General features: G+C 64.7%; 12 protein-coding genes. 9 read left to right on the forward strand and 3 right to left on the reverse strand.

Going from position 1 to position 15,304, the window contains the following annotated elements; translation table 11 throughout:
* Nucleotides 1-24: 24 nt before the first annotated feature.
* Complete coding sequence (gene mscM / locus AC3WR3_RS08270) at nt 25-3,300, reverse strand: miniconductance mechanosensitive channel MscM (RefSeq protein ID WP_492291613.1); 3,276 nt, start codon at nt 3,298-3,300, stop codon at nt 25-27.
* A 153-nt stretch (nt 3,301-3,453) separates the two neighbouring features.
* Between mscM and AC3WR3_RS08275 the strand changes: the two genes are divergently transcribed.
* Nucleotides 3,454-4,791, forward strand: a complete 1,338-nt coding sequence (locus AC3WR3_RS08275) for an MATE family efflux transporter (RefSeq protein WP_492291614.1) — start codon at nt 3,454-3,456, stop codon at nt 4,789-4,791.
* A 67-nt stretch (nt 4,792-4,858) separates the two neighbouring features.
* Here AC3WR3_RS08275 and AC3WR3_RS08280 read toward each other — a convergent pair whose 3' ends face one another.
* Nucleotides 4,859-5,686, reverse strand: coding sequence for a peptidoglycan DD-metalloendopeptidase family protein (locus AC3WR3_RS08280; protein ID WP_492291615.1), 828 nt, complete (start codon nt 5,684-5,686; stop codon nt 4,859-4,861).
* A gap of 250 nt (nt 5,687-5,936) precedes the next feature.
* Between AC3WR3_RS08280 and AC3WR3_RS08285 the strand changes: the two genes are divergently transcribed.
* The 6 genes from AC3WR3_RS08285 (at nt 5,937) to AC3WR3_RS08310 (ending at nt 12,490) form a co-directional block, all read left to right on the forward strand.
* Nucleotides 5,937-6,476, forward strand: a complete 540-nt coding sequence (locus AC3WR3_RS08285; protein WP_025326137.1) for a fimbrial protein — start codon at nt 5,937-5,939, stop codon at nt 6,474-6,476.
* Nucleotides 6,477-6,528: 52 nt separating this feature from the next.
* Complete coding sequence (locus AC3WR3_RS08290) at nt 6,529-7,248, forward strand: fimbria/pilus periplasmic chaperone (RefSeq protein WP_492291616.1); 720 nt, start codon at nt 6,529-6,531, stop codon at nt 7,246-7,248.
* A 76-nt stretch (nt 7,249-7,324) separates the two neighbouring features.
* The gene (locus AC3WR3_RS08295) at nt 7,325-9,877 is read left to right on the forward strand and encodes a fimbria/pilus outer membrane usher protein (RefSeq protein ID WP_492291617.1); all 2,553 of its coding nucleotides are present in this window, start codon (nt 7,325-7,327) and stop codon (nt 9,875-9,877) included.
* Nucleotides 9,874-10,641, forward strand: a complete 768-nt coding sequence (locus AC3WR3_RS08300; RefSeq protein ID WP_492291618.1) for a fimbrial biogenesis chaperone — start codon at nt 9,874-9,876, stop codon at nt 10,639-10,641. Before AC3WR3_RS08295 ends, AC3WR3_RS08300 begins: the two co-directional genes overlap by 4 nt.
* The gene (locus AC3WR3_RS08305) at nt 10,634-11,668 is read left to right on the forward strand and encodes a fimbrial protein (RefSeq protein WP_492291619.1); all 1,035 of its coding nucleotides are present in this window, start codon (nt 10,634-10,636) and stop codon (nt 11,666-11,668) included. Before AC3WR3_RS08300 ends, AC3WR3_RS08305 begins: the two co-directional genes overlap by 8 nt.
* A gap of 39 nt (nt 11,669-11,707) precedes the next feature.
* Nucleotides 11,708-12,490, forward strand: a complete 783-nt coding sequence (locus tag AC3WR3_RS08310) for a BPSS1780 family membrane protein (RefSeq protein WP_492291620.1) — start codon at nt 11,708-11,710, stop codon at nt 12,488-12,490.
* Between the two features lie 48 nt (nt 12,491-12,538).
* Here AC3WR3_RS08310 and AC3WR3_RS08315 read toward each other — a convergent pair whose 3' ends face one another.
* Nucleotides 12,539-13,441, reverse strand: coding sequence for a LysR family transcriptional regulator (locus AC3WR3_RS08315; protein ID WP_492291621.1), 903 nt, complete (start codon nt 13,439-13,441; stop codon nt 12,539-12,541).
* Between the two features lie 126 nt (nt 13,442-13,567).
* Here AC3WR3_RS08315 and AC3WR3_RS08320 point away from each other — a divergent pair, with 126 nt between their 5' ends.
* Together AC3WR3_RS08320 and AC3WR3_RS08325 are read left to right on the forward strand one after the other, a co-directional pair.
* Nucleotides 13,568-14,428 carry a Vmh family MBL fold metallo-hydrolase gene (locus tag AC3WR3_RS08320; protein ID WP_492291622.1) on the forward strand — a complete coding sequence of 287 codons (861 nt, stop codon included), beginning with the start codon at nt 13,568-13,570 and terminating at the stop codon, nt 14,426-14,428.
* Nucleotides 14,429-14,502: 74 nt separating this feature from the next.
* On the forward strand, nt 14,503-15,150 hold the full coding sequence (locus AC3WR3_RS08325) for a DsbA family protein (RefSeq protein ID WP_492291623.1): 648 nt from the start codon (nt 14,503-14,505) through the stop codon (nt 15,148-15,150).
* Nucleotides 15,151-15,304: the final 154 nt, after the last annotated feature.

Raw genomic sequence — 15,304 nt, forward strand, 5'->3', positions numbered from 1 at the left:
GATTGGCTCCTGCGTTGTCTGGGCTTAGCCCCGGCTCATCCGAATGTCGATCTGCTGGTGGGGCAGAGGCATGCCGAGCTGGTTGAGTTTGTCCAGGATCAGCGAATGGACTTCATGGGTGATCGGCATCCGGTGATCCATGTTGTTGACGTAGAGGCGGATCTCGTAGATGAGGGCCGAGTCGGTGAACTCGATCAGGAACACCTCTGGGGTGGGGGTATCCAGCACCAGGGTGGACTCCTGCACGCACTGCTCCAGCAGCTGCTGCACCCGCTTGGGCTCCTGGGTCAGGCCGATGCGGATGCGCAGCTTGACCCGGGTGATGGCATCGGACAGGGACCAGTTGATGAACTGCTCGGTGATGAAGGCCTTGTTGGGGACGATGATCTCCTTCCTGTCCCAGTCCACGATAGTGGTGGCGCGGGTCTTGATCTTGGTGACAGTGCCGGTCAGATCGCGAATGGTGACGGTGTCACCGAGCCGGATCGGCTTCTCGAACAGTATGATGAGGCCGGAGACGAAGTTCGCGAAGATCTCCTGCAGACCGAAGCCCAGGCCCACCGAGAGCGCCGCCACCAGCCACTGGGTCTTGGACCAGTCGATGCCGAGCATGGAGAAGCCGGTGAGGGCGCCGATGAGGATCACCAGATACTTGCTGACCGTGGTCAGGGCGAAGCCGGTGCCGGGGGAGAGGCTCAGGTGCTGGAGCAGGGTGAGCTCCATCAGCCCCGGCAGGTTGCGGGCGGTGACCACCGTCAGGATGAAGGCGAAGGCGGTCAGCATCAGATCCTGCAGGGTGATGGCGGAGAGCTGCTCTATGCCGGCCACCTTGCTGCTCACCTGCCACACCTCGATGCTGCTGAGGAAGCTGAAGGCGGAGTTGAGATCCGACCATTGCACCACCACCAGCATGGTGAAGCCCAGCATCAGCAGGGTACGCACCAGGCCGAGGGACTGGGCGCTGATGGTGTCCAGATCCAGCTCGGGCTCCTCCACCGCGTCCGGGATCTCGGAGCTCAAGTCGTCATCCTCTCGCTCCCGCTGGGCCAGGATCTCGGCCCGCTTGCTCTTGGCGCGATCGAAGGCGAGGCGGCGGCGCTGGATCAGCATCCAGCGATGGGCCAGGTAGTAGATCAGCAGGCAGCCGAGCCCCGCCAGCAGGCTCAGCTCCAGCTGGCGCAGCAGGATGCGGGAGGTATAGAAGTAGCCGAACAGGGAGCCCAGCACCGCCAGCAGGGGGGCCAGCATCAGGCTGTTCCAGATGAAGTGGTGCAGCAGGTGGGGCTTGGTCATGTCCGCCTGGCCCCAGGTGAGCGGCAGCCTCTCCCGGTTGAGGCGGGCGAAGAAGAGCAGCAGCCAGAGGGCACCGATGATGAAGGCGAGGCGACCCAGGGAGTCGTAGACGGCGTGCTCCTGATAGCTGTTGGCCATGCCCTGCACGAAGAAGCTGGGGATCAGCACCAGCAGCAGGGTACGGAACTGGCCCCAGACCCGCTGTACCGACTCTTTTGGCCAGCGGAAATGGAGGATGAGGATCCCCTTCTCCAGGGTCAGATGGCGGGCGACCAGCAGCGCCAGCAGCAGGAACCAGATCTCGCCAAGGCCCCGGGCCACCGCCACCGCGAAGGGGTATTGCCAGGCGCCGTCCAGCAGGCCGCGCATCATCAGCACCATGGCGGGCAGCGGCAGGGCCGCGAGCAGGGAGCGCACCAGCAGCCGGCTGGTGAGGCTGAACTTGTCCTGGGTCACCTTGCCGATGCGCGGGGCTATGTAGTGGCTGTACTGCACCAGGTGGCGCCCCAGCTTGGCCCAGCACCAGGCCAGCACCAGCAGGCCGAGCCCCGCCAGGGTCAGGGTCATGGGGTTGTTCTCCACTATGGCCCTGGGCAGTTGCAGCCAGTTGACGGGATCGAGCAGCAGGCTCAGGGCGGTGGGCACGCCGAGCAGGACGGCCGGGGTGAGCGGGCGCACATCCGGCATCCAGAACAGGTGGCTGGCGCTGATCTCGCGGATCTCGTCGATCTTGCTGTTCTGGCGGCTGTAGAGCAGCTTGAGCCGGGTCTGCTCCTGAATGAGGGTATCCGAGGCGTCGTTGAGCCGGGTCAGCAGCTGGCGTCTGGCCTTGAGCAGGTTGTCGAGCACGGCGCGCTGGGCCCTGTCCAGGGTGATCTCATCCCCGCTCAGCAGGTTGTTGCGGATCTGCACGGGATCCTTCAGGGCATCCTGCTCTGTCTCGTACTGGTACTTCGCCATGCGCGCCTTGACGATGTCGGACTCCAGCTTCTCCAGGGGGAAGTAGGCAGGCAGATCCGCCAGCTTGCTGCGCAGGTTTTCGCCGTAGGCGTTGCTTATCTGCAGCCACTCCAATTGCTCCCGCACCGAGTTGACCAGATCGCTCAGCCCTGACAGGGAGGTGTCGATGCCGCGCTGCTCGTCCTGTACCCGCTCTATCTGATCTTCCAGGGCGCCGAGTTGCAGGGAGAGCGCCTGGTTCTGTTGTTGCTGCTCCTGCAGCAGGGGCAGATCCGAGGTGAGCTGCCGGCGCAGCCGCTCGCTTTCCGCCAGCGCCTGCTCCGTTTTTTCTCGCCGCAGCTGGTTTTGCTGGTTGAGCAGGCTGTTCTGCCACTCGTCCTCGTCCGTGATGGCGAGGTTGAGCTCCTGCAGCTTCAGCTTGCCGAGATCGTTGCGCTGCTGGGCGGAGAGCTGCTCCAGCTCCAGCATCTGGATCCGGTCGGAGAGGCTCTGCTCCTTGAGGCGGGTGGCCAGTTGCTGGGCCTCCTGCAGCCGATCCGACTCGTTGCTGAAGCTCAAGCGATCAAGCTGGGAGCGGGTCTGCAGCAGCTGCTTGCGCAGCTCATCGACCCGGACATGGTACTCCTGGCCCGTGCTCTCCAGCTGGTTGAGGCTGTCGGTCACCGCCTGGCGCTCCTTGCGCAGGTTGATCTGGCGGTTGCTGCTCAGGCTGATGGCCTGGCGCAGCGCCTCCTCCTTGAGGGAGGAGAGGGGCGGGCGGGACTGGGGCTGATAGTTGTGCAGGCTCTCCTTGAGGCGGGCCGACTCCTTGGGATAGTCGATGAGGATCTGCTGATAGGCCTTGCCCTGCTCCCGGTAGCGCTGGGCATCCCGGGCATACTGCAGCGCCTGCTGATAGCTCTCCCGCAGTTGCTGGTTCTCGGGGCTGTCGGTCTTGGGGACGCTTTGCAGCAACTCTTCCACCTGGGTGACGGCATCATCGGCCTGGGCAGCGGAGAAGGGGAGCAGGCTGAGACAGAGCATCAGGCAGAGCAGGCGTTGCAACATGGCGCACGTTTCCGTTCATGAGAAGTCGCCTTAGCCTAAAGCAGGGGCAGGGGTGGGTAAAGCCTTCCACATTAATGATCTGCAACATAAATAACGGGTGATCCGGGTCTTGTTTGGCTATTATTCTGGCCGTTCCCCTCCCTCGAGCAATTTATGTCCACTGTCGATCTGGGCACGGCCCCCCTCTCTCGTCTCTTTTTGCGTTACGTCACCCCGACGGTGGCCGCCATGCTGGTCACCGGCATCTACGTCACCATAGACGGCATCTTCGTCGGCCATATCCTGGGTCAGGACGGCCTGGCTGGCATGATGCTGGCCTACCCCATCTGCGCCGTGCTCTATGCGGTGGGGGCGCTGATCGGCATGGGCTCCTCGTCGCTCGCCTCGTTCTATCTGGGCAAGGGGGAGCAGGCCAAGGCGCGCCACATCGTCGGCAATGCCCTGGTGATGGTGCTCATCGCCTCCGCCGTACTCGCCTTCATCGGCATCCGGTACGGCAAGGAGATGCTGACCTGGATGGGGGCCGAGGGGGTCATCTTCGACGCCGGGTTCGCCTACCTGCAGTGGTACGCCTGGCTCGGGGTCTTTGCCGTGCTCTCCATGGCGTTCACCGCCCTGCTGCGCAACGACGGGCGACCCGGCCTCACCACCTGGATCCTGGTGGGGGGTGGCGTGCTCAACGTGCTGCTCGACTATCTGCTGATGGCGGTGATCCCCTGGGGACTGGCGGGGGCGGCGATTGCCACCATGCTCTCCCAGGCGGTGACCGGCGGCCTCTGCCTGTGGCACTTCTTCACCCCCCGCAGCCAGCTGCGCATCCGCTGGGATACCCTGGTGCCGGACTGGCGCCTGATGGGGGAGACATTGCGACTCGGGGTGTCGAGCTTCCTGATGTACCTCTATCTGTCTGTGGTGCTGGCGCTGCACAACAAGGCGCTGCTGTCGGTCGGCAGCTCCCTGCACGTGGCCGCCTACGGGGTCATCAGCTACAGCGAGGCCTTCTTCTATCTCATCTTCGAGGGGATCGCCATGGGCATCCAGCCCATCGCCAGCTTCAACGCCGGGGCGGGCAACTGGCAGCGGGTGCTGCGGGTGCGCAACCTGGCGCTGGGGGTGACCCTGGCGGTGGCGCTGTGCGGCATGATACCGCTCTATGTCTGGCCTGAGGGGGTGGTCTATCTCTTTGCCGGCGACAACGCGGCCCTGTTGCCGGTGGCGACGCTCGGCATCTGGCTCTACTTCTGGGGGCTGCCGATGGAAGGCTTGCTGCTGGTGGGGGCCACCTATTTCCAGGCCATCAACCGGGCCCGCATCGCCTCCCTGCTCACCGGGGGCAAGCTGGTGCTGATTGGCGGCTTCCTATGGGGCTTCTCCTCCCTGTGGGGCGTGGCCGGGGTCTGGCTGGCGCTGCCCACCTGCAGCACCCTGCTGGTACTGGTGATGTGGCGGGCCATGGGCAAGGAGGCCGGGCAGCATGCCGCAGCTCCGTGACTAGCCCCCTCTCTCCATGAACGACAAAGGCGGCCCGGGCTGCCTTTGTCGTTTCGTGCTGCCCGGATCAGGGCTTGAAGGCGCCGATGAAGATGGCGGGGTCGACGCGGGCATCGTTGAGGCTGACGTTCCAGTGCATGTGGGGACCGGTGGCGCGACCGGTGGCGCCGACCCGGCCGACGATGCCGCCGCGGGGCAGGCTCTGGCCCAGCTTCACGTCCACCTTGGACATGTGGCAGAACATGCTGATGAGCCCCTGACCGTGATCGACGAACACCGTATTGCCGTTGAAGAAGTAGTTGCCGATGAGGATCACCTTGCCGGCGGCCGGTGCCTTGATGGGGGTACCGGCACCGACCGCGAAGTCGAGGCCGGAGTGGGGGTTGCGCTCCTCGCCGTTGAAGAAGCGGCGCAGCCCGAACGGGCTGGAGAGGGGGCCCTGGACCGGCTTGTCGAACAGCAGGTTGCTCGGCTGGGCCGGGCTGAAGGTCTGGTAGGCCTTGTTCTGCTCGGCCAGCTCACGGTTGATGCGGGCCATGTCCTCGGCCAGCGGATTGACCTGGCGGGTGTTCTTCAGCTTGATGTGCTGCTCACGGTAGTGCTTGTTGCCGACCGTGAAGCCCAGGGTGCGGCCATCGCTCACCTGCAGCTGATGGGGGCCCGCCTGACTCTTGAGCGGAATGCCGACGATGGCAATCCAGTGCCGCCCCTCTTCCCGCACCACCAGGACAGGTTTGTCCTGATAGCGCACGGTGGGCACCTTGGGCCCATCCCCCAGCGGCACCACGGCCACGCCCCCCGGCACCGGGTGGTTGAGCAATCGGCTGATGAAGCCGGGTTCGGCATGAAGGGAGGCGCTGCCGAGCAGCAGAGCGAGGAAGAACAGGCGGCGCATGGTGGCTCCATCGAACAAGGCGGTGAGATAAAAGGGGGAAAATGATGGCACATTCTTGCCCGGCTGTCCGTCACCTCGGGCCATGGGGTGCGTCAGGGTTTGCCTGGAACAGGGCAGGAGTGAGAACTCTGTGCTATTTACTAATGTGTTACTAAAGGTGTCTTTGAATGGCACCTATGGCGGCAGGCAGCAAGGCACTGGCAGGAGAAAAGCAGTCGCCAGCGACATCCAGGGACAGGTGGAGGTTGTGATGAAGACGAAGGCTCTCTTGATACTCGGACTCACCATGGGGATGTCGGCACCCGTTGCCGCCTTCAACGGGGTCATTACCATCAATGGCGAGGTGACCGCCGGGACCTGTGCCATCGCGGTCAATGGCGGTACGGCGTCGGCGACCGTGACCCTGCCGACCGTCAGCACCAATGCGCTCGGCAGCATAGGCCAGACCGCGGGGGCGACAGGCTTCAACCTCGCCCTCACCAGCTGCCCGACCACGGGGTCGGTGCGGGCCTACTTCGAAAACATCGGGGTGGAGCAGACCACGGGCAACCTCAGCAACAAGGCCGTCGCCTCGGGCGGCAAGAACCCGGCCCAGAACGTCGAGGTGCAGATCCTCTCGGCCAACAGCACCCCCATCGATCTGAGAACCAACACAGGCAACAACGTGCTGGTCAACTTCAGTGCCACCGGGGGGGCAACCCTCTATTACAGCGCCCAGTACATAGCCACAGGTGCCGTCGGCGCCGGCCTGGTCTCGGCGGATCTCATCTACTCCCTGGACTACCACTGAGCGCTCTGTCATGAAGGCGCTTCGCATCCATCGGCCCCGCAGGGCGGGGCTGATGCTCATGCTCTGGTGCGTGCTGCTCCTGCCCTTGCTGGCCTGGGGCCATGTCCAGATCTCGGGCACCCGGGTCATCTACCCGGCCAACGCCCATGAGGTCACCCTGGAGCTGACCAACAAGGGGAGCACCCCCTCGCTGGTACAGGTGTGGATAGATGCGGGCGATCGCCGCATCCGGCCCGGCGCCGAGGCGCTCCCCTTCCTGGTAACCCCTCCCATCACCCGCATCGAGGCCCAGCGTGGCCAGTCCCTGCGCCTGGCCTATGTGGGGCAGGGGCTGCCCCAGGATCGCGAGTCGGTGTTCTGGCTGAACGTGCTGGAGGTGCCGCCGAGCGTGAAGTCGACCCTGGCGGGTCAGAATCTGGTGCAGCTAGCCTTCCGCTCACGGATCAAGATGTTCTACCGGCCATCCGGGCTGCCTGGCAATGTCGAGCGCTCCGCCAAGCAGTTGAGCTGGCGCCTGATCCGGCAGGGGGACGGTTACGCACTGCGTGCCAGCAACCCCAGCCTCTATCACGTCAGCATCAGCAATCTGGAGCTGCAGGCGACGGCGTCGTCGCAGCGCTACAGCAACTCAAGTGGCGGCATGGTGGCGCCGGGGGGCAGCTTCGATTTCCCCCTTGAGCCGCTGTCCGGGGTCGTCCATGCTAAGGCCGTGACCTTCTATTGGCTCAACGACTATGGTGCCCGCGAGGTGGGCCAATTCGTCTTCAATTGATCCCGGAAGATGCCGGAGCGGGACCCAGGGGTCGGCGCTCCCGGTGCACAGGCCGGCGCTGAGGGGGAGGTTTGCCGTGACAGCCAGAATGCCCCTCTCTTGCTGCCTTCATGCCACCGTCCTCTGGCACGCCGCCTGCGGTATCTCCCTGTTGCTCTGGGGCGCCCTTGCCATGGGGGAGGAGCTGGCCGGACAAGCGGTCAGCCCACCTGCTGACATCGAGTTTGACAGCCGCCTGCTCGACAGCCTGGGGGTCAACATCGACCTGGCCCGCTTCTCCCGTGCCGACTTCATCCCCCCCGGGCGCTACCAGCTCGACATCACCATCAATGGCAAGGAGAGGATAAGCCAGCAGGTGGAGGTGAGAGCGGGAGAGGATCCCGGGACGCCCCTGTTCTGCTTTCAGCCGGATCAGCTGACCCAGTGGGGGCTCTTGGTCGACAAGCTGCCCGACCAGGGGGCGGTGCAGCAGCAACTTCGGAGCGACTGCATCGAGGTGGGGGCCCTGGTGCCCGGCGCCAGCTTCACCTTCGATCTGGCCAGTCTGAGCGGGGCACTCAGCCTGCCCCAGGCTTATCTCGGTCAGGCCAGGCGGGACTATGTGGGGCCTGAGCAGTGGGTGCAGGGGATCAATGCAGCCTTCGTCGGCTATAACGCCAACCTCTATTACAGCGAGCAGGGGAGCACAGGGGAGCCATTGAGCAGCAGCGTCAACCTCAACACCGGCATCAACCTCGGGGCCTGGCGCCTGCGCCACAACGGCTCCTGGCAGGGCAACCAGGGGGGCGGCTATCAGCCCCTCAACAGCTATGCGCAGCGGGATGTCACCTCCCGCAAAGCCCAGCTGACCCTGGGGGAGTACTTCACCCCGGGCGACAGCTTCGACAGCGTGCCCTTCACCGGCGTGCAGCTTGCCAGCGACGACGCCATGCTGCCGGATTTCGAGAGGGGCTTTGCCCCCGTGGTGCGCGGGGTGGCCCAGAGCAATGCCAGGGTCACCATACGGCAGGGCAGCGCCCTCATCTATGAGACCCAGGTCGCCCCCGGCGCCTTTGCCATCGACGATCTCTACGCCACCAGCTTTGCCGGTGATCTGGATGTGACCATCACGGAGGCGGATGGCAGCGAGCGCAGCTTCACCCTGCCGTTCTCCTCCGTGGTGCAGATGCTGCGAGACGACACCTCCCGCTTCAGCCTGACCCTGGGACGCTATCGCAATGATGCGGGCCCCGATGGTCCGGATTTCCTGCAAGGCACCTACAGGCGCGGCTTCTCGGATGCCCTGACCCTGTATGGTGGAACCATAGCCGCCGAGGATTACGGTGCCCTGCTGGGGGGCGCGGCCATGGGCTCGGACTACGGCGCCCTGGCCCTGGATGTGACCGGCTCCTGGGCGCGGGCGTTGCCCGCCAGCGCGAACGTGCCCGATTCCCTCGCCGGTCAGAGCTATCGCCTCACCTACAGCAAGCAGATGGAGAGGACCCAGACCTACTTCACCCTGGCCGCCTATCGCTTCTCCAGCGAAGGCTATCTCGACCTCAACGACGTGGCGGCGATACAGGTCCAGGCGCTGGACCGGTTGCAGCGGGAGCGCAATCGCTTCCAGCTCAACATCAACCAGCCGGTGGGGGAGTGGGGGGATCTCTACTTCAACGGCATTCGCCGCGACTACTGGGGGGGCCAGGGGGAGAGCAGCAGCTTCCAGCTCGGCTACAACCGGGGGTTTGACTGGGGCAGCCTGACCCTGTCGGCCAGCCACTCCCTGGACGAGGGGGTGGGGGATCAATACGTGCTGAGCCTCAGCATCCCCATCGGGGACAAGCTGGGGTCGCCGCGTCTTGGCAGCACCCTCTCCTATCAGGAGGGACAGGGCGCCAGCGCCAGACTGGATCTCAACGGAGGGACCCGGGACGGGCGTTTCTATTACGGTGTCTATGGCAATCAGAGTCGGGTGAGTGGCAGCTCGGCCCTGAGCTATGGCGCCAACCTGCAATATCAGACGGCGGCCACCCAGCTGGGGCTGAGTACCAGTCAGGGGGAGGGTTACGCCCAGTACGTGGCCTCGGCCAAGGGAACCCTGCTGGTCCATGAGGAGGGCTGGGTGCTGGGGCAGACGCAAGGGGAGACGATGGCGCTGGTGGAAGCCAAGGGAGCCCAGGGGGCCAGGGTCAGCCACGGGATCGGCAGCGAGGTGGACGGGGATGGCTATGCCGTGCTGGCCGGGCTCAACCCCTATCGCACCAACATCATAGGCCTGGATCCCAGCGGCCTGCCGCTGGATGTGGAGATAGATGGCAGCGCCCAGATGGTCGCCCCGCGCCGGGGGGCCATCGTCAAGCTGGCATACGAGACCCATGTCGGCCAGCCCTTGCTGCTCAAGGCCGTGCGTCAGGATGGCAGTGCGCCGCCCTTTGGTGCCGAGGTGGTCGATGGCCGCGGCGATGCCGTGGCCGTGGTCGGTCAGGGGGGGCTCATCTTCGTGCGTGGCGAGCAGGGGACCCTCCATGTCCAGTGGGGCAAGGAGGGGGATGAGCGGTGCCGGCTCGATTATCGGGTTCCTCGGCCGGATCCTGCTGTGCCCTATCAACAGGTCGCCGCCCGCTGCCTCGCTTTGGGAGCAAGTTCATGAGAGACCCCCTTGATTGCCATGGCTGGCGCCGGGCCCTGGAAGGGTACGCCATGCTGTCATGGCTGGCGTTGGGCTCCCTGCTGTGGTGCTCAAGCAGCGAGGCCGCCCTGAACCTGATGCGTACCCGGGTGATCTATGAAGGGGGCTCAGAGGCCAGCCTGATGGTGCGCAACGACGGCAGCGAGCCCAGCCTGCTGCAGGCCTGGGTCGATGGTGGCAATGAGCAGCAGGGACCGGCCGATGTCTCCACCCCCTTTCTGGTGGTGCCGCCCATGATGCGGCTGGGGTCGCAGAAGGGGCAGGTGCTGCGCATCCTGGGGGCGGATCTGAGCGTGCTTCCCCAAGACCGGGAGTCCCTGTTCTGGCTCAATGTCCTCGGACTGCCCCCCAAGGCACAGGCCTCGCAGGGGAGCGTGCAGCTGGCGTATCGCACCCGCATCAAGCTGTTCTACCGGCCGTCCGGCCTGGCGGGCTCCCCGGCCGAGGCGGTGAGCCGGCTTGGCTGGCAGGGGCTGGCGGGGGGCGGACTTAGAGTCAGCAATCCTGGCCCCTTTCACATCAGCCTGAGCGAGGTGCTGCTGCGCGCACCGCACCTCGCCTGGCGCGAGGGTGGGGTGCTGCCGCCTTATGGTTCCCTGTCGCTTCCCATGGTTGGCGCCGTGCCGGCGGGGGCCCGCGGGCGGCTGCGTTGGATAGACGACGATGGCAATTATCATGAGCAGGAATTTGTCCTGGGCAGGCATGGAGGAGAGCGGGATGAGTGACGGCGTCGGAAACCTGGGCTTGCCTTCCTTGCTGGTGGCAGCGCTGCTGTTGCTGGGGAGCTTGTGGGCGGGCGAAGCACGGGCCGTCAATGGCCAGTGCACCAGTCCCTTCGTGGCGACCGGCGCCATCACCGCCGATAGCGGTCTCTATCAGCCCGGGGGGACCAACGCTCCCGCCTCCTTCTCGACCACGGGCACGGCCACCTGTGATTGCACCGGCATCTCGGTGGGGCTGCTGGTGACCGTCTATTACCAGGGCACCACCAGTCTGCCCACCGTCTCCGATCCTCTGGGGACCCTCATCAAGCTCAACCCCTATTTCGGCCTCAAGGTCGAGTTCAATGCGGCAGGGAATTATCGGACTATACCTTTCAACGCGACCAGCAGCGGGTTGCTGGCCGTCTGCATCGGCAACGTGTTGAATCTGGCCTTGGGCGGGATTGATGTTAACGGCGGCCGCTATACCCTGAAACTGCTCAAGGGGGTCACGGGTACCCAGACCTTCAGCGGCACCGTCGCCCATCTCTTCGTGCGCCGCGCCAGTGCGCCGGACACCAGCCCGGTCAATGCCTTCAGCACCCTGGCGATGAACATCAGCGTCACCTCGACGCCGACCTGCCAGTTCCCCGCCGGCACCAGTATTCCCATCGATCTTGGCGCCGTGGCGCAGAGTGCCTTCGTCGAGGGGGAGATCCCCAGGGGCTATGCCCCGCGCAGCGTCAATGTGAGCGTGACCTGCAGCCAGGTCCCGAGTGACTACCTGGTGCCGCTGCAGTACAGCTTCGGGGGGGCGCTCAGCAGCCAGAATCGCTTCATCACCACTAGCCTGGCCGGGGTCGGGGTGGGCATGGTCGAGCAGGATACGCTGACCCCTATTCCATTTGATACTGCCATCGCGGTACCCTACTCGGCGGCCAGCCACAACACCCAATATCAGGTGAGGCTGTATCCGACCCGGTTGCCGGGTCAGGTGGTGCGCACCGGTGCTTACACGGGCACCATCATGGTCACGGTGAGCGTGCCCTGATGACAGGGTTATCTGCCCCTATTTTCGACGAGGTCAATGATGAACAGTGACAGCGCCCTGCGCCGCGAACCCAGACGCCACACCATAGGGCAGGGCTGGATCTGGATCCGCACCGGGTTCGACATCTTCAACAGGGGCATGGGCGCCAGCGTGGCCATGATAGTGATCTGGTTCCTGGTGGGCATGTTGCTGGAACAGCTGCCGGCAGGGGGCTTCATCTCCCAGCTGCTCTACATGGTGTGGGGCGCCGGCTGGGTGGCGGTGGCCCGCCGGGGTCATGAGGGTCACCCCCTGCAGTTTACCGATTTCTTCGCCGGTTTTCGTCACCGGCTGACCCCGCTGATGCTGGGGGGGCTGATGGTGCTCGCCCTGTTCATGGGGATACTGCTCATCTGCGCCTTCATGCTGCATCAGTGGGGCCTGACCGGCCTGCTCTCCCAGGATCCGGAGACCCTGACCCTGACGCCCGAACAGGCGCAGGGGTTCCTGCTCTGCCTGTTGCTGGGGCTGGCCTTGCTGGTGCCCGTGCTGATGGCCATCACCTTCGCTCCCGCCCTCATCTTCTTCCACGGCGTGGGGGCCTGGCAGGCGGCCAGGCTCAGCTTCAAGGGCTGTCTGTGCAACATGTGGCCCTTCCTCTGGTGGGGGCTGCTGGGGGCCGTGCTGATTTTCTTTGGCGCGCTTTTGATGCTGGTGGGTCTGCTGGTGGTGTTGCCTGCCATCAACTACTCCATCTACGCCGCCTATCGTGACATCTATGTGGACGAGGAAGCTGCCGACGACGGCGAGTCGCCGGTCAAGGCGTTTGGCTTCGAGGCATAAGCCGACACAGGATGACAGGGGGCCGACAGGCCCCTTTTTCATGGGCCCTCAGCTGGCCTGCCACAGGGGATCGTCCGCCATGTGCGCGATCAGGAAGTCGAGGAAGCTGCGCAGCAGGGGGGACATCTGCTTGCGGGTGCCATAGACGGCATAGACGCCCAGCTGCTTGGGCTGCCATTGGGTCAGCAGAGGCACCAGGGCGCCGCTCTCCAGGTGGGCCTGCACCGAGTAGCGTGGCTGCAGGCTGATCCCCGCCCCATCCAGGGTTGCCGCCAGCAGCAGGTTGGAGATGTTGGCGCTGAGGTTGCCGCTCACCGGCACGGACTCCGGGCCCCCGGGTCCCTGAAATTCCCACAAGCTCTTACCGAAATAGGTGTAGGTGAGGCAGTTGTGCAGGGCCAGATCCTGCACCTGCTGCAAAGGCGAATGGCGGGCCAGATAGGCGGGGCTGGCGCAGACCACGGAGTGGCAGGTGCCGAGGCGGCGCGCCACCAGGTTGGGATCCAGATCGTTGGTGATGCGCACCGCGAGATCGATCCGCTCCTCCACCAGGTTGACGGTTCTGTCCAGCAGCAGGATGTCGATGGCCGTACCGGGGTAGCGAGCCAGGTAGTCGTCCGCCGCCTTGACCAGCAGGGCTTCCGAGAGAGAGTAGCTGCTGGTGATGCGCAGTTGCCCCTTGGGGGCCTCGTCACTGCGGATGGCCAGATGCTCCATCTCTTCCCCCAGCGCCAGCATGGCCCTGGCCCGGTTCAGTGCCTCCTCCCCCGGTCCGGTCAGGCTCAGCCGACGGGTGGTGCGGTGCAGCAATCTGGCCCCCATCCAGCGCTCCAGCTCGGCCAGATAGCGCGAGACCATGGCGCGGGACATCTCCAGTTTCTCTCCGGCGCCGCTCAGGCTGCCCTGTTCGACCACGCAGACGAAGACCCGCAATGCGGTCAGTCGGTCCATGCTCAGTGCCTCTATATGATCGATATGCGCAACAGTGATGCGCTTTTTATGCTGTATTTGCACCTTAGGCGATCCAATACACTGTGTCCATCACATGAACCCCGAATACTTAATGAGGAATAGATGATGAACAACACCCTGGTCCGCAACCTGACTCTGGCTACCACCCTGCTCGGTGGCGCCGCGCTGGCCGCTCCCCTAAATGTGACCGTCTACAACCCTGGCGAGAAGGCGATCTTCCCGGTCTCCTCCTCACTGGTGACCGGTGACAAGGAGGCGATCCTGATCGATGCCCAGTTTGACGTGCAAAATGGTCAGGCGCTGGTCGAGATGATCAAGCAGAGCGGCAAGAAGCTGACCACTGTTTATATCAGTGCCGGTGACCCCGACTTCTACTTCGGTCTGGAGCCCGTCATGGCGGCGTTCCCGGATGTCAAAGTGCTGGCCGACCAGCATGTGGTTGACTATATCAACCAGACCAAGGATGCCAAGCTGAGCTACTGGAGCCCGATCCTGGGCGAGGGCGCACCGAAGAGTCTGACCGTGCCGCAGGTGATGACGGCCTCCCATCTGACCCTGGATGGCGAAAAGATTGAAATCAAGGAGATGAACACCCCGAATGCCTACCTCTGGGCTCCCTCCATCAAGACGGCGTTTGGCGGCGTGCCGGTATACAGCGGGGTGCACGTCTGGATGGCGGACAGCCAGACCAAGGCGGCCCGCAGCAACTGGGTCAAGGCGCTGGACAACCTGCTGGCCTTGAAACCCGAGCGCGTGGTACCGGGCCACTTCCTGGGCACCGCGCCCAAAGGCACTGCCGCCGTGACCTTTACCCGTGACTACGTCCAGCGCTTCGAGCAGGAGTTGGCCTCCGCCAAGAACAGCGATCAGCTGATCGACGGCCTGAAGAAGGCGTTCCCGTCCCTGCCGGTGGACGATGGCCTGGCCATAGGTGCCAAGGTCAACATGGGCGAGATGAAGTGGTAATGGCCTGAGTCCCTTTCCCTGTGTTTTTTGCCGGGCATTGATTGCCCGGTTTTTTATCCAAGATTGAAGCGAGAATGAAGATGAGCGAACAGCAAACAACCCTCCATTATGTCTATGACCCCCTCTGTGGCTGGTGCTATGGCGCCGCCCCCCTGCTCGAGGCCGCGGCCGGGATCCCGGATTTGCAGATCGCGCTGCATGCGGGCGGCCTCTGGCTGGGCCCGCGCCGCCAGCCCATGGGCCAGGCCCTGCGGGACCATGTCCGCCCCCATGACGAACGGATCCAGGCCCTGACCGGCCAGCCTTTCGGTGAGCGCTACTTCAACGTGCTTTTGCTCAGCGACGGCCTCTTGCTCGACTCAGAGCCCCCCATCCGGGCCATACTGGCGGTCACCGAGCTGGGTGGTGATGGTTTGAGCCTGCTGCATCGCATTCAGCAGTCCCATTACCTTGAAGGTCAGTGGGTCGGCGACCAGGCCCATCTCGCGCGGCTGGCGCAGGAGCAGGGCATAGCGCCGGAGGCGTTCGCCCTGGCCTTTGGTCAGGTGGATCTCGCCGGGCATCTGGCCCAAAGCCAGAGCTGGCTGCGTCGGCTCGGCGGGCAGGGGTTCCCGACCCTCGGGCTGATGCGGGGGGGAAGCCTCATCCCGCTGCCCGTCTCCTCGTTCTTGGGTGAGCCGCAAGCCTTCGCGAGCCATCTCGCCACCCTGATGGCTGCCTGATCCGGGCCATGCCCGGGTTTGCCGCACGGGCCCTCAGGGTCACGGCAATGGGCATGTCGGGCGAGCGGGGCAGGGGAGAGCACTCCCCGTATCGGGCTTCCCTTGTCCCCCGCACCGTTCTTGGGCATGCTAACGGCCTCTTTGATTGGCAGGA

Source organism: Aeromonas sp. EU05-FHT14A05 (assembly GCF_058791175.1).